The organism is Rathayibacter sp. VKM Ac-2857 (assembly GCF_013205025.1).
Classification (GTDB): Bacteria; Actinomycetota; Actinomycetes; order Actinomycetales; family Microbacteriaceae; genus Rathayibacter.
This window is the reverse complement of sequence record NZ_JABMLE010000002.1, coordinates 1,374,112-1,399,427: the sequence shown is the minus strand read 5'-3', so window position 1 is coordinate 1,399,427 and position 25,316 is coordinate 1,374,112. Positions and strand designations below refer to the sequence as shown.

Here is a 25,316-nt window from a genome sequence, read left to right as displayed (position 1 = left end):
CCTCCGCGAGATGCCACTTGTGCACGCTTTACACGGCGTGTCGCGTGCACAAGTGGCATCTCGCGGAGGGGAGAGACGGGCGCTACTCGATGAGGTTGGCGGTGGGGAGCGAGTGGGTGCCGAGGTGCAGCGAGCGCGTCGCGAGGGTCCAGCTGATGCGGGGGCGGAAGACGGCCAGGCCGGTGAAGGACACCGACTTCATCTTCTTCAGTGCAGTGCTCGCCTTCGTCCTCAGGGAGGAGACCTGCTCGGCGGAGTGCGCGGCGGCGGCCGGAGGCGGACCCAGCTCCCACATCTCCACCGCTCCGGGCTTCGGCGGCGGGACGTCCGCCGGGAGCTCGGTGGCGCGTCCCGCCGCTCGCGTGGCCTTGTACTCCACGGAGAGGGGCACGGCGACGGAGGCGTTGGAGGTCAGGAAGCTGGTGAGCCGCGGGTCCGTCGCCTCCACGGCGGTCTCGACCCCCTCGACGAGATCGGACCCGACGTGGCAGCTCGTGATCGGGTCCTGCTCCGCGACGACCGCGAAGACGACGCCGCCGGCGCAGCCGAGCAGCGCGGACGAGACGTCGAGGGCGAGCCAGCGGTCCAGCGCGGACTTCTCGCGGGTGGCGATCTCCACGATGTAGCTGCCCTCGACGGTCGCCTTCCCGGCGACGTCGAGCCGGTGCGGAGCCGGCATCCGCTTGCCGGCGAACGTGTCGAGCATCTTCGTGCCGTCGATCTTGCCGTCGGCGGCCAGTGAGAACTCCTTGAAGTAGATCGAGTGGCCGGGCAGGAACCGCCACGCGTCGGGCTCTCCGGGCTTGGGCTGGAAGTAGAGCCGGACGCCGTGCTTGCGCACGATCGCCGGGGAGAGGTTGACCCCTGCGCTCGCGAGCCGGCTGTCCCGCACCCGCGGCGCCCCCAGGAGCGAGTAGTTGATCGAGTCGCGGAAGGAGAAGGCGATCGACATCGTGGGGACGTTGCAGTCCTCCTTGGCGGCGAGCTGCCGGACCTCGCACGTCCCGTTCGGAGAGGTGACCCACGGATTGCCGCTCCTGGTCATCGACGGAGCGCCGACCGACATCTCCAGGTCGAACTCGTCGCTCACCCCGGGATACTCGGAGGAGAGCTCGATCCCCGCCCGCAGGAGGAAGCTGAACCGGCCCTTCCCGGAGATGTGCGAGTTGAGGGAGCTGTAGGAGTTCCAGCCCTCCAGGTGCGCGGTCGAGCCGCCGGAGAACCGGACCATCGCCGTGCTCTCCTGGTCGTGAGCCGGAAGATCCGCGACCGCGGCGGCGAATTCGGGATCGGTCGCCGGCGTGCTCAGCATCACGGCGTCGCGGAAGCGCGCACCGGCGTCGCCCGGAACCTCGCAGTACTTCACCTCGACGTCGAAGATCTGGCAGCGCCACCAGTTCAGCGAGTGACCGAGCTCCTCGAGGTAGAACTTGGCGAACTCCGGGTTCGCGGCACCGTCGGTGAAGCTCATGCGGTCCTTGTTGAGCAGGATCGCGCTCTGATCGTCGTCGTAGACGAAGGCGGCGGGCCGATCGCCCAGGGTGTCGGAGGCGACCCACGTCGGGCTGATCTGCTCGAGATAGGCGGAATCCGTCACGACCTTCAGCATCTCCGCCGTGATGAGCCGCGCCTCCGCGTTCATCCAGGCGGAATTCTTCCGCGCGACCTGCTCGTAGTCCGTGCCGAACGCGTGCGTGAAGACCTCCTCCACCCCGCGCTCGAAGGCGACCTGCCCTGCCGCGAGACGCAGATCGGCGCTGGTGCCGCTGAGGACGGGGAACCGCTTCGTGCCGTCGATCCCGAGCTTGTCGCTGAGCGGCCCGCTCGCGAGGAGCCACTTCGACGTCGCGTCAGGAGTCATCCGCGAGGACCGAGCGAGGAGCTGCCCGAAGTCCTGGTACTGCGACTCCGGCGGCGCGTCGGACCCGGGTGCCTCGCTCCAGAGGCCGCTCTCGCGGACGCCCTCCACCGCCTCGTCGCCGAGGTCCTTCGAGAAGTCGGCGGCGAGGCTCTCGAGCGTGGTGCCGAAGTCGTCCTTCCCTCCGATCTCGTGCAGCGCGTCCGAGAGGAAGCGCTGCTCGCCGGACTTCAGCGAGGTCTCGGCGGTGAGCTCCACGCCGCCCTCGATGGTCTCGCCCACCGGGCCGAGCGCTCCGAGGAAGATGCGGCGGAGGTTGGTGCTGCTCGGATTCTCCTCGTAGTCCTCGATGTGCCGGATCATCGGCCCGATCAGCGGGATCTTCTCCGCCTCCCCGACCACGCTGCGCTCGTGGAGCCACTGCTGCTGCAGCGCGCGGAACTCCTGCTCGTCGCTGTCGGCGGCGCGCCGGTACTCCTCCTCCGTCGCCTTCAACTCGGACAGCTCCTTGCTCTCGACCCGGAGCAGAGCCGCGAAGCCGGTGGGGTCCTCGCCCGCCCAGGTGCGGTGCAGCTCGTGCCAGTCCTCCGCCATCCGTGCCCGGAGTGCCGCCTGCGCCTCGCCGACCCGGGCGTCGTGCTCCTTCTTGACGGCGTCCCGCTCCGCCTCGAGCGTCTTCACGTCATGACCGACCGTGGTGCAGAAAGCGCTGGTGATCCCGAGACTGAGGACCAACCAGAGCGGATTGCACACGCTCCTCTGCTCGACGATCGCGCCCCGGATCCGCGACTCGAGGGCGGCGATCCTCCCGTTGAGCGCCGCCTCCGCTCCGAGTCTCGCGTCGTTCAACCCGAGGGAGAAGAGACGATCCATCCGCGCGTACTGGCGCTCGTGCGCTCGCTGCGCCGTCCGGTGCCCGGAGTCGACGAGAGCGGCGCGGAGCCGATTGCAGGCCTGCATCAGGGGGGATTCCGCCGGCGCGGAGCTGCACCGAGCGGAGGACACGCGCCAGCGATCGGCACCCGCCGCCGGATCGATGCCGGGCTCGCTCGTGAGGCATTCCGCTCCCGTTCCCGAGATGCAGACCAGTTCTCCGTCGAGGTCGCGGGCGTACCAGATCGGCACCCCGAGGGATCGGCCGTCCTTCCAGGTCGTCTCGGCGGCGCTCGCCGCGCGGCAGAGGGGCGCGAACGCGGCCGGGATCGAGTCCGGGGCGGCGTCGACCTGCGAGCAGCGCACGAGACCCGTCCGGCCCCGGACGACGTCGGCGACCGCGGCGAGCGGTGCCGCCGTGCGCAGGTCGTAGGCCGACCCCTCGGTGCCCGGCGACGGCGTCGCCGCGACCGGGAACGCGATGTCCCGGTCGTCGACGATCGTGTAGACGGCGGCGGGGCGGCTCGCCTGCGGATCCGCGGGCAGGACGCGCAGCGCTTCCATCGCGACGCCCGCGAGCGGATCGGAGAGAGGAGAGGGGCCGGTCGTCGAGGCCTCTGCGGGGACGGCCGTGCCGAGGAGGAGAAGGGCCGTCAGGACGGCGGTCGGTCGAGTGAGGCGTCGAGACATGCTGCTCCAGGGAAGGGAGGGAAGGCGGGCCGGGTGGGAGGTGTCGAGCGATCGTTCGCCATACCGTAGTGACGGTGCGATCCGGCTTCTAGATCCGTCTGCGCCATCCGGCACCGAAGCCGCCACTTCGCTCGAACCCGCCATCCCGCACGGAGACGGCCACAGCGCTGGCGGTCCCGCGAGATGCCACTTGTGCACGCTTCCGTCGGCGTGTCGCGTGCACAAGTGGCATCTCGCGGTGGGGAGCAGACGTTGACCCGGGCGTGACGCGGGGGTGACCGGGCGCTGACGGGGCGGGCGGGAGTGTGGGAGCGCCGGCGTCGCCGGGCCGCCGCTCCTCTCGTCGTCAGGGAATGCCATGTCGTCTCGTCGTGTCCGCTCGTCCCGCCGTCTCGCCGCTGTCCTCGCTCCGCCGGCCGCGCTGCTCCTGGTGCTCGTCGGGTGCAGCGCGGCCACCGCGCCGGCCGGCTCCACGGCGGCGGCGGCGTCGTCGACTGCCGCTGAGGCACCCACCGACGCCGAGGTGCGCGGGCTGTTCGACGAATGGAACGCGGCGCTCGCGACCGGCGATCCCGCGGAGGTGGACGCGCTGTACGCGGAGGACGCGGTGCTGCTGCCGACCCTGGCTCCCGGAGTCCTCGACACGTCCGCCGAGCGCATCGGCTACTTCGACGCGTTCCTGAAGAAGCGGCCGACGGGGACGATCGACGAGAGCGTGGTCCGCGATCTCGGCGACGGCTACGCCTCCGACACCGGCCTCTACACGTTCGATCTCGCGGCGACCGGGGAGGTCGTGCACGCCCGGTTCACCTTCGTCTACGAGGAGATCGACGGGGAGTGGAAGATCGTCGAGCACCACTCCTCGAAGGAACCCGTCGCGCCGTGACAGTCGAGCGATCGCCGTGGCGGCCGTGGCAGGCTGAGGTGTGCTCATCTTGCTCGTGGAGGACGACCTCTCGATCGCCGACTGCGTGGCCGGCACGCTCGAGCGCTACGGCTACCGTGTCGTCCGCGCGAGGAGCGGCCGGGAGGCGCTGGCGTCCGGACCGGCGGACCTCGTCCTGCTCGACCTCGGGCTGCCGGACATGGACGGGCTCGACGTCTGCCGAATGCTCCGCCGCCGATCCGAGGTGCCGATCATCGTCGTCACCGCGCGGAGCGACGAGGCGGACACCGTCGCCGCACTCGAAGTGGGCGCCGACGACTGCGTGATCAAGCCGTTCGGCCTGCACGGCTTGATCGCGCGGATCCGCGCGGTGAGCAGGAGGGCCGGCACCGGCGCGGCGCGGTCGGTCGCCCTCCCGCTGCCGCCCCTGTCGCTCGGCCGGGTCGTCGTCGATCCCGCTTCGCGACGCGTGCACCTCGACGGGGCGGAGCTCGCCCTGACGCCGAAGGAGTTCGACCTGCTGCTCGCCCTGGCCAGGCGCCCAGGGGCGGTGCTCACCCGCGAGGCCCTGATCGACGAGGTGTGGGACTGCAACTGGTTCGGCTCCACCCGCACCCTCGACGTCCACGTCTTCGCGCTCCGCCGCAAGCTCGGCGCGGCGGTGACGATCACCACCCTCCGCGGCGTCGGCTTCCGCCTCGACCTGCCCTGACCCGCGCCCGGCACCTCACGCGAGATGCCACTTGTGCGCAGTTCTCACGGCGTGTCGCGTGCACAAGTGGCATCTCGCGGAGGGTGGACGACGAAGGCCCCCTTCCGCAGGGGAGCGGGAGGGGGCCCTCGGCGTCAGGGGGTCAGCAGGTGGCCGCCTGGTAGGGGAGGGTGGCGGCGAAGGCGGGCTGGCCGGGGGAGGTGCCGGTGACGGCGACGGTGCCGGCGGGCGTCGACTTGAGGCGCGTGGTGAACGCGGCCGAGGCCGAGGAGCCCGGGGCGACCGAGGGGAACGCCTTCGTGCCGTAGGCGGACTCGACGGTGATGTCGGCCGCTGCGGTGTCGGTGTTCTTGACGGTGACGGTGAGCACGACCTTGCCGGCGACGCAGCGCGTCGAGACGACGGGGGCGAGCTCGAGCGTGTCCAGCGACACCGCGGCCGAGGCCGAGGTGCGCACCAGTGCGTCGGCGTAGCCGTTGTAGGAGGCGGTGACGCCGCTCACTCCGGCCGGGACGACGGCGCTCGCCGAGCCGCCCGAGAGGGCGACGGTCGAGCTCCAGGTGCCGCCGGTGAAGGTGACGGTGCCGGCGACGTCGCCCTTGTCGGCCGCCGCGACCTTCGCCGTGACCGTGCGGCCGTCGGCGGTGAGGGTCGTGGTCGAGTCGACGGCGGTGACGCCGGTCCAGTTCTTCATCGCGGTGAGGACCGTCTGCGGGACGCTGACGAACGCGCCGTGCCGCGGGCTGGCCGGGAGGCCGCCCTTGGTCGAGACGTTCCAGTCGGCCGACTTCGACAGGCGAGCCGACTGCGAGCTGCCCGCGATGGCCGCTCCCGAGGTCACGAAGGCCTTGTAGCCGCCCTGACCGTAGTTGTCGACGAGGAAGGCGTAGCCGTCGCCGTTCGCGGTGGTGTCGTTGGGGTCGCCCGCGTTCAGCTTGATGATCTCGGGTCCCTCACCGTCCTGTCCGGTCTCGAGCTTGGTCATGTTGGTGTCGGTCAGCTGCCAGGTCTTGGTCGGATCGGCGCTCCAGTTCGAGGAGGTCGTCGGCGCGGTGAGCACCGTCGACTTCTCGAGGAAGATGTCCTTGCCGGCCTCGAGGGTGCCGGCGGCGCCGCCCTCCTCGTTCTTGGTGAAGCGGTAGTAGTAGTCGCCGATCTTGGTGATCGTCGAGTCGATCCGCGCGTAGCCGGTGTCCTGCCAGGTGGCGGGCGGCTGGGTGAAGGTGCGGAAGTCGCGGGTGATCACCGAGAAGACGCGGGAGTAGAGCTTGTCGCTGTTGGTCTTCGTCGCGTCGGAGTAGAGGCGCGAGGAGAAGAAGACCACGTAGGACTGCAGGGCGTCGTCCCAGTACGCCTCCGGCGCCCAGGTCATGCCGGCGGCCGGCTGGTTGACCGTGATGCCGGTGTCGGCGCCGTTGGTGCGGGTCCACTTCACGAGGTCGGTCGACTCCCAGACCTCGATCTTGAGGCTGCCCTTGGACTGCGCGTCGCCCCAGCCGGTGCCGCAGGAGATGCAGAGGTCGGTGGCGACCATGTAGTACTTGTCGCCGTTGTGCGAGCGGAGGATGAACGGGTCGCGCAGGCCCTTGGTGTCGGTCGTCGAGGTGATGACCGCCTTGCCGTCGTTGACGGGGGAGAAGGTGAAGAAGTCGTTGCCCGACGTCGCCGCCTGGTAGATCTTCTCGTCGCCGTCGGACTTGAAGTACGCCGAGGCGTAGCCCGCGTCGGGGGCGGTGCGGCCGAGCTCGGCGACCGTGAGGGTGAAGGCGCGGGTCTCGGTGACGCCGTTGAGCGTCGCCGTCGCGGTCAGCGTGACCGGCTTGTCGCCCGCGCCGTAGGCCGGACGGGTCACGACGCCGCCGCCGCGGAACGGGTCGGCCGAGCCGACCGCCGGGGCGGTGTACGAGGTGCTGGTCGGGGTGACGAGCGCCGGGTCGGACGAGGTCCAGACGATGTCGGTGCCGTTCTTGGCGCCCTTCACCGCGAGCGGGAGGTTCTCGGTGGTGCGGGTGGCGAGCACCAGCGCGTCGAGGTCGTCGTTGATCCGCGGGGCGAGCACGACGACGTCGAAGGTGAGCACGGCGCCCTGGGCGGTGGTCGCCGTGAGGGTGACCGGGGTGTCCTGCGCGATCGAGCGCGAGACGACTCCGGTGCCGGAGACGACCGCGGGGTTCGAGGAGGTCCAGGTGAGCGGGACGCCGCTGCTGGTCGCGGGGAGCGTCAGGTTCGTCGAGACGGCGGTCAGCGAGGGGTTGCCGGCCAGGAGCACGGGCAGGATGTCGGGGCGCAGCAGCGCCGAGGTCGCGGCGGCCTTCGCAGCGGCGGTCGGCATGCTCGCTGCGACCTGGTCCGCGGTGAGCGCGGTGTCCCAGAACTTGACGTCGGTGACGTCGGCGGTGACGAGCGGGTCGCCGGAGTAGAGCGAGCGGCCGAGGTAGCCGAGCGTGCTCCCGGTCGGGACGATGCTCGCCATCGACTTGGCGGCGGTGACCGTCGAGATCTGCGTGCCGTCGCGGTAGAGGGTGAGCGTGGTGCTCGCTCCGGTGCCGGTGCCGACGAGGGTGAGCGTGGTGAAGCCGGGGTTGAGGGTGCCGCCGAAGGGCATCCGGGTCTCGCCGTTGCCGGTGTCCTTCACGCGGATGCCGGCGAGGACCTGGCCGCTGGGGGAGCCGTCGGGGTTCCGCGGGTTCACGAAGACGTGGTTGCCGAGCTGGGTGGTGTTCCAGGGGCCGATGCCGGCGCCGATGACCCAGCCGAACTGGTTCGCGGTGGTCTGGGTCTTCACGGTGTACTCGACGGCGAACGCGTTGTCGGCGCCCGTGACGAGCCCCTGCGGGAGGCTCGCGTAGCCGTCGGCCTTGAAGCGGGCGACCTGGTCGCCGCCCGCGTCCGCGAAGGAGGCGTCGGTGAGACCGGTCAGCGTCGCGTTGCGCCCGTTGCCCGAGATGTCGAGCAGGGCGGAGCCGGCGTGCGACATGTCGTAGTGCGCAGTGGGCGCGGGCGCGTCGGCGGCCTGGGCCGTGACGGGGACGAGGGCGCCTCCGAGGGCGACGCTCGTGCACGCGAGTGCGGAGAGGAAGAGGGACCGGGCACGGCGCCGGGGCGCGGTGGCAGGGGGCTCCGGGGAGCGTCGTCTCATCGTCGAGACCTTTCCTGGGTGAGGGGGATCAGGCCGCCGAAGAGGGGCCGGCGGATGGTGTTCACGTTAACATGCGCGCAGGTCCGGGGCTAGAGCTGATCGGTGCCGACCTCGCATCCGCGCAGGGCCCTGTGCGAGGGCCGTTGCGTGGCGTACGGTGAGCGGACCGCATCCTGGTCCCCGATGTCGGAACCTCGTCGATCCGCCGAGACCACCTGGGGAGCAAGAGATGAAGATCCTGACCTACGCCGGGGGCGCGGTCGTTCTCGAGGACGAGGCCGCCGATGCGGTCCTGCGCTACTCGATGGCGCTGGCCGAGCGCGGCCGGATGGCCACCGTCACGCTGGCGGACGAGGCGTCCTCGGACGCGCCCGCGGTGGTGATCCTCACGATCGGTCTCGGCGTCCCGCTCATGGTGCGGGGCGAGCGCGCCGCATCCGTCGTCGACTCCGCGCCCGACCTGCGCGAGCGGCTCGACGCGCTCGAGCGCTCGCGCGAGCCGATCGGGGTGTGGGACACCGATCCCCGGCAGCTCTGGGGCGAGCTCGACTACGACTTCCTCTGAGCCGGGTGCGGCCGCGGCCCGTCAGTCCCGGTAGCCCTCGATGATCTGGCGGGCGAGCGTCGTGATCGGCGTGGAGGTCGAGCGCGAGCGGGTGCGCAGGATCTCGAAGGCGCGGTCGACGGTGGTGCGCTGGGAGTAGGCGATGATGCCCTTCGCCTGCTCGATCAGGACGCGGCTGTCGAGGGCGTGCTGCAGCTGCTCCTGCGTGATGGTGCTCTCGCGCAGCGCGCGCTGGTGCAGGATGCCGATCGTCGCGACGTCGGCGAAGGCCTGCACGACGGCGATGTCGTCGGGGTCGAGGGTGCCGGTCGCGGCCTGGAAGAAGTTGAGCGAGCCGATCGTGGTGCCGCGCGAGCGCATCGGCACGCAGTGGGCGGACCGGACGCCGAGATCGCTCGAGCGGTTGCGGAACTCAGCCCAGCGGTCGTCGACGTCGAGGATGTCGGAGACGACGACGGCGTGTCCGGTCTCGTAGCACTCGACGCACGGGCCGGCGGTCTCGAGCTGCAGCAGCTCGATCAGGCGGGTGTCCTCGTCGGTCGACGCGAGCACCTCGAGCGTCCCCTCGGGGCTCGCGAGGACGAGGCCGGCCGAGACGGCGTCGAACAGGGTCGCGCTGCTCTCCACGAGCATCTGGGCGAAGTCGACGACGTCGTAGTCGTCGACGAGCGTGTCGGAGAGGGCCACGAAGGTCGCGATGACGCTCCGCTCCCGGGAGGTGGTCACCATGATTCGTCCTGAGCGGTGAGCGGGCGGGCGGGGAAGCCGTCCTGGCGGGCGACGATGTCCTGGGCGACGTCGACGAGGGGGCGGTGCTGGGCGAACGCGTGCGCGCGCAGGAGCACGAGCGCGTCGTCCGAGTCGAGGCGGTAGCGGGCGATGATCATCCCGGTGGCCTGGTGGACGACCCGCCGGGACCCGGGGTTGCTGCTCACCTCGTCCGCGTCGTCGTGGAGGACGGCGGCGAGCACCCGGAGCGACGTGGAGGGCGACTGCGCGCTGATCTCGGTGAGCACCTCGTCGTCGAGCGTGATCGGGTCGCGGGTGTAGAGGTCGACCGCGCCGATCGAGAGCCCGGCGAAGGTGAGCGGGAACGCGAAGACCGAGCGCACGTCGAGGTCGTCCACCGCCTCCGCGAAGAGCGGCCAGCGTGGATCCGTGCCCGTGTCGAGGAGGGACACCGGGGCGCCCGCGGCGATCGCGTCCCAGCAGGGGCCCTGCCCGAGGTCGAGCTGGATCTCGTCGAGCCGTGCGGCCGTCGAGTCGCTCGCCGCGACGGTCTCGCCGCCGAACGTGCGGCCGAGGGTGGAGATGGCGACGCCGTCGATCGGGTACCCGCGCAGATACGGGTCGCAGAGGACGGCGGAATCGGTCATCGCGCCTACTTTAGCCTTCGTTGCGCGAGGGCGGGGGTGCCGAGGGCGGCTCGCCCGCTCGCGAGGCGAGTGCGTGTCGGTCGGGCCTGCCGCGACCGCGCCTGCCACGACCGGGCCAGGCGGCGGACCGGGAACGGGCTGATCCTCCGGACCCGGTGGGCGGGACGCGGAGGTGCGGCGAGGAGCGCGAGCTGGGCGCTCACCTGGTGCGCGAGGCCGGGATGGATGCCGTGCGGGCGTTCGAGGGCGGCGATCAGGTCGACGATGACGGGGGCGGCGTTCATCAACGGGTCTCCTGGCCAGAGACCCGTGGCCGTGTCGTCGCGCCGGGGGCGGGCGCGGGGGCGGGGAGGGGCACCGAGCGGGGTCCGGGCGCGGTGTGGGGAGGGGCGGGACCGGCGGGACCGTGAGGGGGTGTCGCTCGTCCGGCGGGGTCAGTGCCCGGGGCCGCGCTCCAGGTACGCCTCGCGCACGGCGTCGAGGGTGGCCCGGCGGAGGTCCTCGCCCGGCCGGCCGATCCGGTGCACGTCGTAGCCGTCGTCGACCGCGGTCACGAAGCCGAGGAAGGCGAGCGGGTTGTCGACGGGCTCGGCGCCGTTGCGCACGCGCCAGCCCTCCGCGCCGACGGGGTCGAGGACGACGTCCTCCGGGCGGGTCGGGGTCAGGGTGTGCGACATGGCGGCTCCTCTCGTCGCGCTCCCTCGAGTCAACGACGGACGCCGATCGCTGTCAGGGACATTGACACATCGGCGCCGGACCCGTAGGGCGCTCAGGCCGCGTCGGAGTCCGCGTCGTCCTCGGCGTCGACCTCGGCGTCGTTCGTGAGGATCGTGATAGCCGTGAACGGGGTGATCAGGATGAGCGCGGTGCTGGCGCGGCCCTCGCCGTGGTTCACGGTGAGCCACTGCGGGGTCGCCGCGGCGAGGGCGGCGTCCACCTCGACCCGGAACTGGGCGGCGGTGCGGTCGCTCACCGTGTAGGGCGCTCCGTCGTAGAGGATGTCGAGCCGTCGCATCAGTGCGCCTCCCGATCGATCGTGCGGACGTGCTCGGTGTCGGGCTCGGCGACGACGTAGAGGCCGCCGGAGGAGTTGGCGAGATCGGTGAGCGCGGCGATCCAAGCGGGGTTGATGCGGGGCATCCGCCCCCCGAAGTACTTGTAGCGCAGGCCGACAGCGGGATGCAGCCAGATGGCGCTGCGGCCGTCGCCCATGCTGTGGTCGTCGCGCCAGCTGAGCAGGAACGACTCGTTGCGGCGGAGCTTGGCGGTGACGACGATCTGGAGGTGCGCGAGCACCCGGTCCTCGAAGTCGATCTCGACGGATCCGTCGTAGAACAGTTTTCCCATCGGCTTCTCCGGCCTCCATCACGGCCGGCCCGTGCCCGCCTGTCCGACACCTTTCTCCAGATCGACGGCCGTGACAACCCCGATCGATCCTCACGTCCCCTTCCGTCTCCTTCCCGATCTGTCAAGGACCTCCCCAGAGGACGGGACCGCGACCGAGCATGAAGGGCATGAAGCACATCCTCTTCGCCGACAAGACGATCCTGCTCGGGGACGACGCCGCCGACGCCCTGGTCGCGTACGCGGTCGCACTCGGTGCGAACCAGACCGCCGACCGGGTCGAGTACACCGGGATCGGGGCGGACGGGGCGACGATCCAGGTGTCGTTCCTGCTCAACGGTGGCGCCTCGCTCGTCTCGGAGACGACGCCGTCCGAGTTGCCCGAGCCGGACAATCACGAGGAGGTGCAGCGGATCCAGGCGCGCACCGAGGCGCTGGTCGGGTCGCACCCCGTGCAGCCGGGCGACGGGGAGCTGACCTCGGACTTCGACGCCGAGAGCGCTCTCGACTACTGAGTGGTTCCACCCGGCGGTCTGCTGCGGCGGGGATGAAGGAAGGACGCGACATGGTCTGCGAGTTCCCGGTCTGGGTGCACCTGGCCCGGAAGACGCCGGTGCGAGCGGCCATGCGCGGCCGGGTCTACGAGATCGGCGCTCCCGAGCGCCCGGACGGCGAGGTGCTGCTGACGGTGTGGACCGGTGGGCGGGCGGTCGGCCAGGTGCTGGCGACGGAGCCGCCCGTCTTCCGCCGCCTGGGCCCGCGCGCGGACCCGGCCCCGCAGCCCGTGAGCGGCATCCCCGACCTGCTGGAGTGCGCGGCCGGGCTGCGCCCGTCCGACGGGCGCCGCGAGATGCCACTTGTGAGCGCGACACGCCGCGGCGAGGTGTCATAGGTGGCATCTCGCGGCGGGCGTAGATCGAGCTGGTCGCGGTGTCTGCTGGTCGAGTAGCCCCGCCGGGGCGTATCGAGACCCTGCGTCCTCGGCACGGTGGATCTGCAGGCCGGTCTGCCGGCGATGGTGGATCTCGATACGCCCGCTGCGCGGGCTACTCGATCAGCATGGAAGGCCCGCTGTGCGATCGGCACGACGACGCGCTCAGCGTGGGGCGCGTGTCGGCGGCGCCGCGAGATGCCAGTTGTGAGCGCGACACGCCGAGGAAGGCGTGCACAAGTGGCATCTCGCGGCGGGGGAGGGGCGGCGTCACTGCCAGAGGACGATGCGGTGGCCGGCGACGTCGGCCACCAGCGCGGGGGTGTCGTAGAGCGCCTCGAGGTGGGCGGCGGTGAGGACCTCGGCGACCGGGCCGTGGTGGGCGATGCGGCCGTCGCGGACGGCGACGATCCGGTCGGCGAAGCGGGCGGCGACGTTGATGTCGTGCAGGACGACGACGATCGTCATCCCCCGCTCGTCGGCGAGGCGGCGCAGCAGCTTCATCAGCACGACGCCGTGACGCGGGTCGAGGTTGTTCAGCGGCTCGTCGAGGAGGAGGTGGTCGGTGTCCTGCGCGAGGGCCATCGCGACGAAGGCGCGCTGGCGCTGGCCGCCGGAGAGCTCGTCGAGGAAGCGCTCGCGGACGGCCGAGAGGTCGAGGGCGGCGATCGCGGCGTCGACGTGGGCGCGGTCCTCGGGGGACGTGCCCCGGCCGCCGTGCGGGAAGCGGCCGTAGGCGACGAGGTCCTCGACGCTGAGGCGGATCGCGACGTGGTTGTCCTGGCGGAGGATCGCCAGGCGCCGGGCGATGTCGCGGGAGCGGGTGGTCGCGACGTCGAGGCCGTCGACGGTGACGCTCCCGCCGGTCGGCTTCACCAGGCGGCCGATCGTGGCGAGGAGGGTCGACTTGCCGGAGCCGTTGGGGCCGATGATCGCGGTGAGTCCCGCCTCCAGGGCGAGCGTGACGTCGTCGACGGCGACGACGCTCCCGTGCCGGGTGGTGACGGTGGTGGTCTGGATCATGTCAGCGGGCCCTTCCGGTGAGCACGAGGAGGAGGAAGAGGAGGCCGCCGGTGAACTCGATGACGACCGGCAGCTCGGTGCCGAAGCCGAGCACGCGGTCGAGCACGAGCTGCCCGCCGACGAGGGTGACGACTCCGACCGCGATCGCGGCCGGGATGCTGCGCAGGTGCCGGTGGCCGACCACGGTGTAGGCGACGTTGGCGACGATCAGGCCGAAGAACGCGACGGGTCCGACGAGCGCGGTCGAGGCCGCCACCATCACCGCGACCGCGACGATCACGTGCATCACGGTGCGGCGGTGCTCGACTCCGAGCGAGACGGCGGTCGCCTCGCCGAGCGCGAGGACGTCGAGAGAGCGGCGGATCGGCCAGAGGGAGGCGATCGCGGCGGCGACCAGCACGCCGGTCGGCAGCAGCAGCTCGCGGTCGACCGAGGTGAAGCTCGCGAAGGTCAGGTTCTGCACGACCGCGAAGGTGTCGGGATCGAGGAGGCGCTGCAGGAAGCCGGTCACCGAGCGCAGCAGCACGCCGAGCACCAGGCCCGCGAGCACGATGACGTGCAGATCGAGCCGGCGGCGGACGAAGAGCCAGGAGTAGAGGGACACGACGACGCCGACCATCAGCACCAGCTCGATGAGCCAGGAGGCGAGCGGCGGCGCCGACACCAGCAGGGCCGGGCCGATCGCGAAGGCGGTCACCACCTGCAGCAGCAGGAACACCGCGTCGAAGCCCATGATGCCGGGGGTGAGGATGCGGTTCGCGGTGACGGTCTGGAAGAGGACGGTGCCGACTCCGATCGCCGCGGCCGCGATCGCCATGCCGAGCACGGTGCGGGTGCGCAGGCCGAGCGCGTACTCCCAGCGGCCGGGGAGGTCGGTGAGGAGGTAGAGGCCGACGACGGCGAGCGCGGCGACGGCGAGCAGCACCAGGCGCGGGCCGGGGGTGCGCAGGGCGGCCGGGCGGAGGGCGCGGGCGGCGGGGCGGGGTGCGAGGGCGGTCACGCGGCGGTCCTCCGGCGGGCGGGTCCGATCAGGAGGCGGAGGAAGACGAGGCCGCCGACGATCCCCATCACCAGGGAGATCGGCAGCTCGAACGGGAAGCGGACGGTGCGGGCGATGAGATCGCAGGCGAGGACGAGGGCCGCTCCGAGCAGGGCGACGAGTGGCACCGAGCGGCGCATGGTGTCGCCGACGAGCCGGCTGACGAGGTTGGGCACGATGAGGCCGAGGAAGGGCAGGGCGCCGGTCACGACGATCATCACTCCGGTCACGGCGGCGATGATCACGACGCCGGTGAGCATCACGGCGCGGGTGTCGAGGCCGAGACCGCGCGCGGTGTCCTCGCCGAGGGCGGCGACGGTGAAGCGGTCGGCGGCGATCCAGGCCACGGCGGCGGCGGCCGCGGCGACGTAGAGCATCTCGTAGCGGCCGCGGAGGATGCCGGAGAAGTCGCCGATGCCCCAGTTCAGGAGCTCCTGCTGGGTGTCGGTGCGGTAGGCGAGGAAGGTCGTGGCGGCGCCGATCACGCCGGAGTAGAGGAGGCCGACGACGGGCACGAGGACGCTGGAGCGCGCCGGGACACGGCGGGACAGCGCGAGGAAGCCGAGCACTCCGGCCAGCGCGCCGACCGCGGCCAGCGCCGCCTTCGCCCCCATCGGCAGCGCGGGGGCGAGCAGGAGGACTCCGAGCAGGGCGAGGGTCGCGGCGTCGGTCGCGCCGGTGGTGCCGGGCTCGACGAGGCGGTTGCGGGTGAGCAGCTGCAGGATCAGGCCGGTGACGGCGAAGGCCGAGCCCGCGAGAATCAGGGCGAGGGTGCGGGGGAGGCGGCTCTCGACGAGGACGAACGCGTCGAGCTCGGCGACCCCGAGGAACAGCGAGAGCGTCGCGAGGGCGGCGACGAGCGCCGTCCCCGCGACGATCAGCCCGCGGACGGGAGGACGGACCACGCGGGGAGCGCTCAGCTCTGCATCGCGTCGTGCACGCTCTCGAGCACGTTCTGCACGGCGGTGAGGCCGTTGATCACGATGTAGAGCTCGCCGGCGGGCAGCTGGACGATGCGATCGTTCTGGGCGGCCGGGGTCTGCGCGACGAGGGCGTTGTCGAGGGTCGCCTCGGCGGTGCTGCCGGCGCCGGTGGCCGCGCCGCGGTCGAAGGCGAAGATCCACTCGGGGGCGGCGGTGAGGAGGAACTCGTTGGTGACGGTGTCGCCGTGCGGCGAACCCTCCGCGCCGGGGAGCTCGGCGGCGGCGACGGCGGGGGTGAAGCCGAGGCCGTCGAAGCCGGATCCGTCAAAGAAATAGCCGAAGCGGGAGCCCTCGCCGAAGGCGCCGTACTCGCCGCCGGAGACGGAGAGCACGAGGGCGCTGCCGGTGGCCTCGTCCTGGATCGTCGCGGCGAGCTGCTCGGTGGCGGCCGCCTGGGCGGCGACCTCCTCCTCGCGGTCGAAGATCTCGCCGAGCTGCGTCGCGCGCTCGAGGGCGGCGTCGGGGTCGAAGGTGCCGGCGTAGCTGCCGGTGAGGTCGATCGTGGTCGCGATCTCGGACAGCTCGTCGTACTGGCCGGTGCTGCGTGCGGCGGTGACGATGAGGTCGGGGTCGAGCTCGGCGACGGCCTCGAAGTCGGGCTCGAAGAGGGTGCCGACCTTCGGCAGGTCGGCGTACTCGGCGAGGTACTCGGGGAGGGTCGCGTCCGGGATCGCGACGACCGCGTCGCCGGCGCCGATGGTGTGCAGGGTGTCGAGCGTCGCGATGTCGAAGGTGACGACGGCGGAGGGGGAGGCGGGGACCTCGACGGAGGTGCGGGCGACGGTCGTGTCCTCCTGGTAGGACTGCTCGCCGTCTTCGTCGACGAGGGTCAGGGTCGGCTTCGCGTTCTCGACGACGATCGTGGCGGCGGCGGCGTCGCTCGGGGCGGCTCCGGAGGCGCCGGACGAGCAGCCGGCGAGGGCGACGGAGGCGGCGGCGAGACCGGCGATCAGCAGGGGGATGCGAGGGCTGGATGTGCGATGCATGAGGGTAGGCTAGCCTAATTCTCAGTAAGGGTAGCCTCAGTTCTGGGTGGGGTGGATCTCGATACGCCCGCGGTGCGGGCTACTCGATCAGCATGCAGAGGCACGCGGTGCGGGCTACTCGATCAGCATGCAGAGGCCCGCTGCGCGGGCTACTCGATCAGCAGCAAGGGCCGCTGCGCGGGCTGGCTCGATCAGCATGGATGGCCCGCTTCGCGGGCTGCTCGGGCGGGGAATCCATGCTGGTCGAGTTCTTGCCTGGGTGGATCTCGATACGCCCGCTTCGCGGGCTACTCGATCAGCATGAGTGGGGCGGCTCGGCGGCTACCCGATCAGCGTGCATCTCCGGAGCGGAGGGGTCAGAGGTCGATCGTCAGGGTGGAGGCGGCGGCTCGGGAGACGCAGGGGTACATGACGGGGGAGTCGGGGGACGTCGTCAGGGAGTCGCGGTGGTCGACGGGGCCCGCGAGGACGGGGACGGCGCAGGAGCCGCAGACGCCGCGGAGGCAGGAGCCGGTGACGGGGAGGTCGCGGGAGGTCAGGGCGTGCAGCATCGACTGGCCGGCGCCGACCTCGACGGAGACGGCGGAGCGGGCGCAGTGCACGGTGAAGGGGGCGTTCGGGCGGGCGGCGACGGGCTTGGGCTCGAAGCGCTCGAGGTGCAGGCTGCCCGCGGGCCAGGCGGCGATCGCGGCGGCGATCGCGTCGAGGAAGCGGGCCGGGCCGCAGGCCTGCACCGCGACTCCGGGGCGGGGTCTCGCCAGGAGTGCAGGGAGGTCGAGGCGGCCGCGGAGGCGGAGGGAGTCCGGGGCCGCGAAGTCCGGGTCCGCAGAGTTCGAGGCCGGGGAGTGCACGGTGATGCGGTCGCCGAGCGTGGCCAGCTCTCGGCGGAAGGGGACGTGGGCGGCGCTGCGGACGGCGTAGTGCAGGGTCCACGGGGACCCGTCGCGCTCGAGGCGCTGGGCGAGCGGGAGGATCGCGGTGATGCCGATGCCGGCGGCGAGGAGCAGGTGCTCGTCGGCGCTCGCCAGCGGGAAGAGGGAGCGCGGCGGGCGCACGTGCACGGTGGCGCCGACGCGGAGGAAGTCGTGGATGTACATCGAGACGCCGCGCGAGCGCTCCTCCCGGAGGACGGCGATCCGGTAGCGGCGGCGGTCGGCGGGGTCGCCGCAGAGCGAGTACTGCCGCTCCTGCCGGGTGATCAGCTGGACGTCGAGGTGCGCGCCCGGCTCCCACTCGGGCAGGTCGCCGCCCGCGGGGTCGGCGAGCTCGACGGCGAGGACGCCCTCTGCCTCCCGGACGAGCGCGGTGACGAGGAGCGGGATCCGGCCCGCGCGGTCGCTCACCTCAGCGCCCCGACCGGGCAGTGCGCCGCCACGTCAGTACAGCGTCCGGTAGCCGAGGTCCGAGGCGTCGTCGATCGCGCGCGCGACCTCGGCGCTCAGCCCGGAGGCCTCGGCCCACATCGTGCCGGCGCTCGGCACCTCCTCGGCGAGGTCCTGCATCTCCGGGTCCCAGAGCCGCGAGCGCAGCAGGGCGCGGCCGCAGTGCAGGTAGACCTGCTCGATCTCGACGACGGTGGCGAGGTCCGGGACGACGTGGTCCTGCTCGAGCATCGCGAGCAGCTCCGGGTCGTCGGTGACGTACGCCGAGCCGTTGATCCGGAGCGTCTCGGTCATGCCGGGCACGAAGCAGACGAGGCCGACGTGGCCGTTCTCGAGGATGTTGGTGAAGGAGTCGCCGAGGCGGTTGCCGAGGCGGTCGGGGATCACCACGGTGCGGTCGTCGAGGGCGCGGACGAAGCCGGGGCGGTCACCGCGCGGCGAGCTGTCGCAGCGTCCGGCGGCGTCGCTGGTGGAGAGGCAGGCGAACGGCGAGTGCGCCAGGAAGACGCGGCAGCTGCGGTCGAGCCGGTCCATGATCTTGTCGCGGGCGGGCTGCTCGGGCTCGCCGAGGACGGCCCGCAGTGCGTCGGGGGAGAGGGCGCGGTAGCGGGTCACGCGAGCGCCCCGGCGGCAACAGATGCGCCCGCGCCGACCGCCAGCCGGTCGAGCGCCAGCTGCGCGAGCGTCTCGGCGTGGAGGCCGAGCAGGGCGTCGTCGAAGACGGCCGACTCCGAGTGCATCGAGGGGGCGCCCTCCGCCGGCACACCGGGCGGCCGGGTGCCGAGGAAGAGCAGCGTGCCGGGGATCTCGTCGAGGACGTAGGCGAAGTCCTCCGACGCCATCGACGGCGCGGGGAGACGGAGCACGCGGTCGGCGCCGTGCCGGGCGGTGAGCGCGGCGATCACGCGCTCGGTCTCCTCCGGGTCGTTGTGGGTGACGGGGTAGGAGTCGATGAACTCGGTCTCGACACCGCAGCCGTGCGCCGCAGCGATGCCGGCGGCGAGCTCGCCGAGCGAGGAGCGGACGAGGGCGAAGGTGTCGCGGGAGAGCGTGCGGATGTTGAGCATCAGCTCGACCCGCGCGGCCAGGACGTTGGGCGCGGTCGAGTCGCTGACGATGCTGACGACCGAGACGACGGCGGGGTCGGTCGCCGGGACGCGGCGGGCGACGAAGGTCTGCAGGGCCTGCACCAGGGCGGCCGCCGCGGGGATCGGGTCGACGGCGAGGTGCGGGAACGCGGCGTGCCCGCCGGTGCCGGTCACGGTGATCCGCATGCCGCTGGCGCTCGCCATCATCGGGCCGGTGCGGGTGACGAAGAGGCCGGAGTCGGTGGAGCAGTCGACGTGCATCGCGAAGGCGGCGACCGGGCGCTCGCCCGCGGCGTCGAGCACGCCCTCCTCGATCATCAGGCGGCCGCCGGCGAAGCCCTCCTCGCCGGGCTGGAGCATCAGCACGACGGTGCCGGCGAGCTCGTCGCGCCGGGCGGCGAGCAGGCGGGCGGCGCCGATCAGACCGGCCATGTGCAGGTCGTGGCCGCAGGCGTGCATCGCGCCGTTGGTCGCGGCGAAGGGCAGGCCGGTCGCCTCGACGACGGGGAGCGCGTCCATATAGGCGCGCAGCAGCACGACCGGTCCGGGGCGGCCGCCGCGGAGGACGGCAGTGATCGAGCCGAGGCCGCGGCCGGTCGTGATCTCGAGGCCGAGCGGGGCCAGCTCCTCGAGCAGCAGCGCCTGGGTGCGCGGGAGGGCGAGGCCGAGCTCGGGGTCGGCGTGCAGCCGGCGGCGCAGGCGCACCAGGTCGTCGTGCAGGCCGGGGATCACTGCGGAGTCTCCGGCCGCAGAGTGGCGTGCACGCGGCGCATCCGCTCGGCCAGGGCGGGGTTCCGGTACGGCCCCGGCGCGTCCAGCGCCGCCGTGACCCGGTCGACGACCTCGGCCGGCTTGTCCTGGCTCATCTTCTCCTTGGCCTCGAGGCGGGTGACGCGGAGGCGGAAGCCGACCGTGCCGTGCACGATCCGCTCGGCGTAGGCCGCGTTCTCGGCGCTGATCCGGAGGCGGAACGGGTCGGGCAGCTCGTCCTCGAAGTGGTCGACGAGCCGCTCGAGCACGGCGAGGTTCTCCGCGTCGCTGAGCAGCTCGGGCACGCCCCAGACGTGCACGGCGGCGAAGTTCCAGGTCGGCACCGCCTTCGTCACGCCGTACCAGCTGGGCGAGACGTAGCCGTGCGGGCCCTGGAAGACCACGGCCAGTTCGGACTCGCCGAGCCGGTGCGCGCGCTCGTCGGGCCGGCCGACGTGGCTGACCAGCACGAGCTCGTCGGGGTCGGCGCCGGGGAGCGGCTCCTCCAGCAGGAACGGGTAGTGCGAGACGACGACGCCCGCCTCGGTGGCGCTGACCATCGTCGCCCAGGTCGTCGCGCGGATCAGGGCGCGGATCTCGGCGGGGTCGGTCATCGCGTACTCGGTGTTCTCACGCATCGGCGGTCCTCTCGGCGCGGGCGGCGGTCCGAGCCAGGATCGCAGCGAATTCGGGCCAGAGCTCGACGGGGATGTCGTGGCCCATCTCCTCGTAGAGGTGCAGCTCGGCCTGGGGCAGGATCCGCGCGGTCTCGAGCGCCGCGCTCCAGTGCAGGCTCTGATCACCGCGGCCGTGGATCACCGCGACCGGCACGGTCACCTTCGCCATCGCCTCCCGCCGCTCGAGCGGCCCGCGCAGCAGCGCGTTCCACTGCCGGATCAGCCCGGTGGGCGTGTAGGCGCGGTCGTAGTAGCGCGCGCCGAGGGCGGCGCTCGCCGCCTCGTCGAAGGGGAAGCCGGGCGACTGGTAGTGCCGCTGGCCGCCGATGAACAGGGCGATGTAGGCGTCGCGGTCGAGCGACTCCGGGACCTCGGTGAGCGGCTCGCCGCTGTGCTCGCCGACCAGGAACTCGGGCGCCGAGCTGAGCGAGGTCGACATCAGGCCGAGCGACGCGACTCGCTCCGGGTGCAGGATCGCGACCAGCTGGGCGATGTAGCCGCCCATCGACATGCCGGTGAGGTGCGCGCGCGCGATCCCGAGCTCGTCGAGCACGGCGACGACGTCGAGCGCCATGTCGGCGAGGTCGTAGCCGGCCGCGGTGTCCTCCGGGCCGCCGGTCGCCTGGGAGAGGCCGACGTCGCGGTTGTCGGTGCGGACGACGAAGAAGCCGTGCTCGGCGAGCAGCTCGCAGAAGCGGTCGTCCCAGCCGATCAGCTGGGCGCCGCCGCCGTGCAGCAGGACGAGCGGGCGGCCGGCGGGGTCGCCCGTCGTCTCGTAGTGCACGGCGACGCCGGCCGGGGTGGTGATCAGGGGCATGGCGGGAGGGTCCTGTCGGGGAGGTGCGGAGGAGGAGGGAGGGCCTGTGGAGAACGGGCGGCCTGTGGAGGAGAGGCAGCCTGTGGAGAACGGGCCGCCTGCACGGCCTGTGGAGGAGAGCCCGTCAGAGCGTGGACCAGGTGGGCCGGCCGCCGAGCAGCGTCGCGGCGACCGGGGTGGTGCGCAGCGCGTCGGTGTCGAGGCCGTCGTCGTCGTCGGCGGTCGCCGGATCGCGGTCGAGCAGCACGAGGTCGGCCGCGGCTCCCACGGCGACCGTCGCCCCGCGGGTGCTCGCCGCGAGCGCGACGTCGAAGGGCAGCCGCTCGGCCGGGTGCCAGGCCTCGCGGCCGTCGCGGCGGCGGCTGACGGCGGCGGCCAGCGAGATCCACGGGTCGAGCGGGGCGACCGGGGCGTCCGAGCCGAGGGCGAGCGTCGCTCCGGCCGCGTGCAGCGAGGCGAAGGCGAACGAGCGGTCGGTGCGGCCGGCCCAGTGGTGGTCGGCGACGTCGCGGTCGTCCATCGCGTGTTCCGGCTGCACGCTCGCGACGAGGCCGAGGCGGCCGAAGCGGGCGAAGTCCTCCGCCGCGACGAGCTGGGCGTGCTCGATCGTGCCGGCGAGGCCGAGCCGCTCGAAGACGTCGAGCACCGCGGCGTTCGCGCGGTCGCCGATGGCGTGCACGGCCGGGAGGATGCCGGCGTCGCGGGCGCGGACCAGCAGGCCCTCCACCTCCTCGGGCGCGACGCTCAGCACGCCGCACGGGTGCGGGTGGTCGGCGGCCATGCCGGGGTACGGGTCCCAGCACCAGGCGGTGCGGGTGTTCAGCGAGCCGTCGACGACGATCTTGAGGCGGCCCATCCGGGCGAGGCCGGCCGGATCGAGCGCGTCGCCGGTGCGCAGCCCGCGGGCGATCGCGTCGTCGAGCCGGTCGGGCCAGACCGAGGTCTCGACGCGCAGGGACGTGACGCCCTCCGCGATGCGGGCCGGCCAGGCGCGGGAGTTGTCGGCGTTCTCGAACTCGACGATGCCGACGACCCCGCGGGCCGCGGCGGCCTCGGCGGTCTCCCGGTAGGCGGTGGACGTCGGCAGCCCGACCGCGTCGATCAGGTCGAGCGTGCCGATCCACTCCGTCTCGCGCAGCACCCCGTCCTCCGGGATCGACAGGCCGAAGCGCCGCCCGGCCGCGCTGTTCAGCCAGCCGCAGTGCAGGTCGCCGCTGATCAGGACGAGCGGGCGGTCGGGCGCGATCGCGTCGAGGGCGGCGCGGGTCGGTGCATCCGTCCAGAGGCCGTCGCGGAAGCCGTAGCCGATCAGCACGGCGTCCTCGCGCACCGGCAGCGCCGCGCGCATGATCGCCACGGCCTCGGCGGCGCTCGCCGCGGGGGCGAGGTCGACCCGCTGCCTCCGCACCACCCACTGGGTGAAGTGCACGTGCGCGTCCCAGAAGCCGGGCGCGACGAAGCGGCCGTCGGCGTCGAGGGTCTCGGCATCGCCCGGCAGCGTGCCTGCCGGAGCGATCGCGGCGATCAGGCCGTCGCGCAGCAGCAGGTCGGCGGGGGCGTCCTGCCCCGCGAGGAGAGCGGAGCGGATCAGGAGCTCGGTCATGCGTCCTCCAGGTCGAGAGGCCGGCCCATCACGGGCACGGCCCGGAGCAGCTGCCTCGTGTACGGGTCGGCGGGATCCGACAGGACGGCGTCGGTCGTGCCGTGCTCGACGAGGCGCCCGCCGCGCATCACCGAGACCTCGTCGCTGACGTAGCGGACGACGGCGAGATTGTGCGAGATGAAGAGCATGGTCAGCTCGAGTCTCTGCTGCAGCTCCCGGAGGAGGTTGAGCACCACGCCCTGCACCGAGACGTCGAGCGCCGAGGTGATCTCGTCGGCGATCAGCACCTGCGGCTCGGCGGCCAGCGCCCGGGCGATCGTGATCCGCTGGCGCTGCCCGCCGGAGAAGGCGGTCGGGCGGTCGTCGGCGCGCGCCGGGTCGATGTGCACCAGGTCGAGCAGCTCGCGGACGCGATCGTCGCGCGCGGCGCCGGAGTGCCGGCGGCCGGTCGCGAGCAGGCCCTCGGCGATCGAGGCGCCGACGCTCATCCGCGGGTCGAGCGCGGACAGCGGATCCTGGAACACCATCTGCACCCGGCGGCGCGCGGCCCGGGCGGACGGTTCGCGGCTGGTGATGTCGACGCCGTCGAGCAGGATCCGGCCGGAGTGCAGCGGGGTGAGCCCGACCGCGACCCGGGCCACCGTCGACTTGCCGGAGCCGGACTCGCCGACCAGCCCGTGCGTGGTGCCGGGGCGGACCGTGAGATCCACAGCGTCGACGGCCGTGGTCGCCGAGCGGCCGTGGCCGAAGCGCACGGTCACCGCCTCGTAGCGCAGCTCGCTCATGCGGTCAGTGCCTCCTGGTCGTGGGCGGGCTCGTGGTGGGCGGTCCGGTCCGCGGAAGGCGGCTCCTCGTCGAGCGCCGCGATCACCGGGAGCAGCGTGCTCCGGTCGGTCGCCATGTCGGGCACGCAGGCGATCAGCCCGCGCGTGTAGGGGTGCTGCGCCTCGTCGAGGCGGGCGGCGGCGATCTCCTCGACCACGCGGCCGTCGCGCATCACGACGATCCGGTCGCAGAAGCCGCTGACCAGCGCGATGTCGTGCGAGATGAAGAGGATCGCCGCGCCGGTCGCGTCCTGCGCCTCGCGCAGCGCCTGCATCACCTGCCGCTGCACCGTGACGTCGAGCGCGGTGGTCGGCTCGTCGGCGATCAGCAGCCGCGGGGTGCCCATCAGGCCCATCGCGATCATCGCCCGCTGCCGCATGCCGCCGGAGAACTCGTGCGGCAGCTGGCCGACCCGCTTCTCGGCGTCCGGGATGCGCACCAGGTTCAGCTTGTCGATCGCGCGGCGCAGCGACTCGGCGCGCGGGGTGCGGGCGTGCACCTCGCTCGCCTCGCGCAGCTGGCGGCCGATGGTGAGCGCCGGATTGAGCGAGGTCAGCGGGTCCTGGAAGATCATCGCCTGCTCGAGACCGAGGCGCCGGCGCTCGGCGGCGTTGGGCACCGCGGTCATGTCGATGCCGCGGAAGACGAGCTGCTCGCTGGTGACCAGCGCGTCGGGGCCGAGCAGCCCGGCGACGGCGCTCGCCGTGACCGACTTGCCCGAGCCGCTCTCGCCGACGATGCCGACCGTCTCGCCGGGCAGGATCGTCAGGTCGACGCCGTGCACGCGCTCGGTCATCGCGCCGTCGCGGCCGGGGAACGCCACGCGCAGCCCGGACATCTCGACGACGGGCATCGCGTCGGTGACCGCGGCGACGACCTCGTCCGAGCGCCGGCGCCGGACGGCCTTCACCGGGCGGCGGCGCGAGGACGACTCGCTGAAGACCTCGCCGAGCAGCGCGAAGACGACGCCCACCAGCACCACGGCGATGCCGGGGCCGATCGCGGCCATCGGATCCACGTAGATCCGCTTCGCGCCCTCGTTGAGCAGCCGGCCCCAGTCGTACTCGGGCGCCTGGACGCCGAGGCCGAGGAAGGACAGCGCGGCGAAGGAGAGCAGCGTGACGGAGGCGTGCGCGGCCGAGTTGACCAGCAGCGGCGGCAGGATGTTCGGCACCACATGGCGGGCGGTCGTCCGCAGCGGGCGGCTGCCGAGCATCCCGGCGGCGCGCACGTAGTCGCTGGACGACACCGAGGCCGCGAGCGTGCTGGTGAGCCGCGCGAAGACCGGGATGCCGGCGAAGCCGACCGCGAGCATCGCGCCGACCGCGGTCGTGCCCCAGATCACCGAGAAGAACAGCGCGAGCAGCAGCCAGGGGAAGGACAGCAGGATGTCGATGAGGCCCGCGATCAGCCGCTGCAGCAGTCGGGGCAGCAGCACCGCGACGACGCCGAGCAGCACGCCGCCGACGACCGAGATGCCGGTCGCGCCGAGGGTGAGCAGCACGGAGACGCGGGTGGCGACCACGACGCGGGCGAAGAGGTCGCGGCCGAGGTCGTCGGTGCCGAAGGGGTGCGCGAGGCTCACGCCCTGCTGGCGGTCGGCGATCGAGCGCTCGGTGGCGAGGTCGCCGAAGAGGATCGGGCCGAGGATCGTCGCGAGGACGACCAGGACGAGGCCCACGGCGGCGGCGACGCCCTGCGGGGTGCGCAGCGACTCCGGGAGCCGGTGGGCGAGTGACGGGCGGGGGGAACGGGATGCAGTGCTCATG

25 protein-coding genes are annotated in these 25,316 nt (G+C 72.7%); 5 read left to right on the top strand and 20 right to left on the bottom strand.

All coding sequences use genetic code 11. The features are described from left to right. Positions 1–82: 82 nt before the first annotated feature. Positions 83–3,421 carry a hypothetical protein gene (locus HQQ86_RS13525; protein ID WP_173288705.1) on the bottom strand — a complete coding sequence of 1,113 codons (3,339 nt, stop codon included), beginning with the start codon at positions 3,419–3,421 and terminating at the stop codon, positions 83–85. Between the two features lie 358 nt (positions 3,422–3,779). Between HQQ86_RS13525 and HQQ86_RS13520 the strand changes: the two genes are divergently transcribed. Further along, positions 3,780–4,307, top strand: a complete 528-nt coding sequence (locus tag HQQ86_RS13520; RefSeq protein WP_173288704.1) for an SgcJ/EcaC family oxidoreductase — start codon at positions 3,780–3,782, stop codon at positions 4,305–4,307. 40 nt (positions 4,308–4,347) lie between these two features. Continuing rightward, a complete protein-coding gene (locus tag HQQ86_RS13515) occupies positions 4,348–5,019 on the top strand; it encodes a response regulator transcription factor (RefSeq protein WP_173288703.1) in 672 nt (223 codons plus the stop codon). A gap of 142 nt (positions 5,020–5,161) precedes the next feature. Here the strand turns inward: HQQ86_RS13515 and HQQ86_RS13510 are convergent, their stop codons facing one another. After that, entirely contained in the window at positions 5,162–8,158 is a 2,997-nt protein-coding gene (locus HQQ86_RS13510; RefSeq protein ID WP_173288702.1) for an immunoglobulin-like domain-containing protein, read from the bottom strand. A gap of 229 nt (positions 8,159–8,387) precedes the next feature. Between HQQ86_RS13510 and HQQ86_RS13505 the strand changes: the two genes are divergently transcribed. After that, positions 8,388–8,723 carry a hypothetical protein gene (locus tag HQQ86_RS13505; protein WP_173288701.1) on the top strand — a complete coding sequence of 112 codons (336 nt, stop codon included), beginning with the start codon at positions 8,388–8,390 and terminating at the stop codon, positions 8,721–8,723. A 21-nt stretch (positions 8,724–8,744) separates the two neighbouring features. Here the strand turns inward: HQQ86_RS13505 and HQQ86_RS13500 are convergent, their stop codons facing one another. The 6 genes from HQQ86_RS13500 to HQQ86_RS13475 all read right to left on the bottom strand — a co-directional run bounded on the left by HQQ86_RS13500 (position 8,745) and on the right by HQQ86_RS13475 (position 11,446). Next, positions 8,745–9,452 (bottom strand): GAF and ANTAR domain-containing protein, encoded by a 708-nt coding sequence (locus tag HQQ86_RS13500; RefSeq protein ID WP_173288700.1) that lies wholly within the window; start codon positions 9,450–9,452, stop codon positions 8,745–8,747. Further along, positions 9,446–10,099 (bottom strand): GAF and ANTAR domain-containing protein, encoded by a 654-nt coding sequence (locus tag HQQ86_RS13495; RefSeq protein WP_173288699.1) that lies wholly within the window; start codon positions 10,097–10,099, stop codon positions 9,446–9,448. The genes HQQ86_RS13500 and HQQ86_RS13495 overlap by 7 nt, the downstream gene beginning before the upstream one ends. A gap of 5 nt (positions 10,100–10,104) precedes the next feature. Next, on the bottom strand, positions 10,105–10,383 hold the full coding sequence (locus HQQ86_RS13490; RefSeq protein WP_173288698.1) for a hypothetical protein: 279 nt from the start codon (positions 10,381–10,383) through the stop codon (positions 10,105–10,107). A gap of 150 nt (positions 10,384–10,533) precedes the next feature. Then, the gene (locus HQQ86_RS13485; RefSeq protein WP_173288697.1) at positions 10,534–10,776 is read right to left on the bottom strand and encodes a hypothetical protein; all 243 of its coding nucleotides are present in this window, start codon (positions 10,774–10,776) and stop codon (positions 10,534–10,536) included. Between the two features lie 92 nt (positions 10,777–10,868). After that, positions 10,869–11,114: a hypothetical protein gene (locus HQQ86_RS13480; protein WP_173288696.1), complete on the bottom strand. Its 246-nt coding sequence runs from the start codon at positions 11,112–11,114 to the stop codon at positions 10,869–10,871. Then, positions 11,114–11,446, bottom strand: coding sequence for an ATP-dependent DNA ligase (locus tag HQQ86_RS13475; RefSeq protein ID WP_173288695.1), 333 nt, complete (start codon positions 11,444–11,446; stop codon positions 11,114–11,116). The genes HQQ86_RS13480 and HQQ86_RS13475 overlap by 1 nt, the downstream gene beginning before the upstream one ends. A 167-nt stretch (positions 11,447–11,613) precedes the next feature. Here HQQ86_RS13475 and HQQ86_RS13470 point away from each other — a divergent pair, with 167 nt between their 5' ends. Both HQQ86_RS13470 and HQQ86_RS13465 read left to right on the top strand, forming a co-directional pair. Beyond that, a complete protein-coding gene (locus tag HQQ86_RS13470; RefSeq protein WP_173288694.1) occupies positions 11,614–11,958 on the top strand; it encodes a hypothetical protein in 345 nt (114 codons plus the stop codon). A gap of 32 nt (positions 11,959–11,990) precedes the next feature. After that, a complete protein-coding gene (locus tag HQQ86_RS13465; protein ID WP_173288693.1) occupies positions 11,991–12,335 on the top strand; it encodes a hypothetical protein in 345 nt (114 codons plus the stop codon). Between the two features lie 309 nt (positions 12,336–12,644). Here the strand turns inward: HQQ86_RS13465 and HQQ86_RS13460 are convergent, their stop codons facing one another. The 12 genes from HQQ86_RS13460 to HQQ86_RS13405 all read right to left on the bottom strand — a co-directional run bounded on the left by HQQ86_RS13460 (position 12,645) and on the right by HQQ86_RS13405 (position 25,315). Beyond that, positions 12,645–13,397 carry an ABC transporter ATP-binding protein gene (locus HQQ86_RS13460; protein ID WP_173288692.1) on the bottom strand — a complete coding sequence of 251 codons (753 nt, stop codon included), beginning with the start codon at positions 13,395–13,397 and terminating at the stop codon, positions 12,645–12,647. Position 13,398: 1 nt separating this feature from the next. Continuing rightward, positions 13,399–14,397 carry an iron chelate uptake ABC transporter family permease subunit gene (locus HQQ86_RS13455; protein WP_367948651.1) on the bottom strand — a complete coding sequence of 333 codons (999 nt, stop codon included), beginning with the start codon at positions 14,395–14,397 and terminating at the stop codon, positions 13,399–13,401. Beyond that, a complete protein-coding gene (locus tag HQQ86_RS13450) occupies positions 14,394–15,341 on the bottom strand; it encodes an iron chelate uptake ABC transporter family permease subunit (protein ID WP_367948650.1) in 948 nt (315 codons plus the stop codon). The genes HQQ86_RS13455 and HQQ86_RS13450 overlap by 4 nt, the downstream gene beginning before the upstream one ends. 11 nt (positions 15,342–15,352) lie before the next feature. Further along, positions 15,353–16,405 (bottom strand): siderophore ABC transporter substrate-binding protein, encoded by a 1,053-nt coding sequence (locus HQQ86_RS13445; protein ID WP_173288691.1) that lies wholly within the window; start codon positions 16,403–16,405, stop codon positions 15,353–15,355. Positions 16,406–16,761: 356 nt separating this feature from the next. Next, positions 16,762–17,748: a PDR/VanB family oxidoreductase gene (locus tag HQQ86_RS21805; protein ID WP_173288690.1), complete on the bottom strand. Its 987-nt coding sequence runs from the start codon at positions 17,746–17,748 to the stop codon at positions 16,762–16,764. A gap of 33 nt (positions 17,749–17,781) precedes the next feature. Beyond that, complete coding sequence (locus tag HQQ86_RS13435) at positions 17,782–18,402, bottom strand: MSMEG_1061 family FMN-dependent PPOX-type flavoprotein (RefSeq protein WP_216845364.1); 621 nt, start codon at positions 18,400–18,402, stop codon at positions 17,782–17,784. After that, positions 18,399–19,607: a M20 family metallopeptidase gene (locus HQQ86_RS13430; protein ID WP_367948649.1), complete on the bottom strand. Its 1,209-nt coding sequence runs from the start codon at positions 19,605–19,607 to the stop codon at positions 18,399–18,401. Before HQQ86_RS13430 ends, HQQ86_RS13435 begins: the two co-directional genes overlap by 4 nt. After that, positions 19,604–20,263 (bottom strand): FMN-binding negative transcriptional regulator, encoded by a 660-nt coding sequence (locus HQQ86_RS13425; protein WP_173288689.1) that lies wholly within the window; start codon positions 20,261–20,263, stop codon positions 19,604–19,606. Before HQQ86_RS13425 ends, HQQ86_RS13430 begins: the two co-directional genes overlap by 4 nt. Next, positions 20,256–21,119: an alpha/beta fold hydrolase gene (locus tag HQQ86_RS13420; protein ID WP_173288688.1), complete on the bottom strand. Its 864-nt coding sequence runs from the start codon at positions 21,117–21,119 to the stop codon at positions 20,256–20,258. The genes HQQ86_RS13425 and HQQ86_RS13420 overlap by 8 nt, the downstream gene beginning before the upstream one ends. A 124-nt stretch (positions 21,120–21,243) precedes the next feature. Further along, entirely contained in the window at positions 21,244–22,722 is a 1,479-nt protein-coding gene (locus tag HQQ86_RS13415; RefSeq protein WP_173288687.1) for an amidohydrolase, read from the bottom strand. After that, positions 22,719–23,507 carry an ABC transporter ATP-binding protein gene (locus HQQ86_RS13410; RefSeq protein WP_173288686.1) on the bottom strand — a complete coding sequence of 263 codons (789 nt, stop codon included), beginning with the start codon at positions 23,505–23,507 and terminating at the stop codon, positions 22,719–22,721. Before HQQ86_RS13410 ends, HQQ86_RS13415 begins: the two co-directional genes overlap by 4 nt. Continuing rightward, positions 23,504–25,315, bottom strand: coding sequence for a dipeptide/oligopeptide/nickel ABC transporter permease/ATP-binding protein (locus HQQ86_RS13405; protein WP_173288685.1), 1,812 nt, complete (start codon positions 25,313–25,315; stop codon positions 23,504–23,506). The genes HQQ86_RS13410 and HQQ86_RS13405 overlap by 4 nt, the downstream gene beginning before the upstream one ends. Position 25,316: the final 1 nt, after the last annotated feature.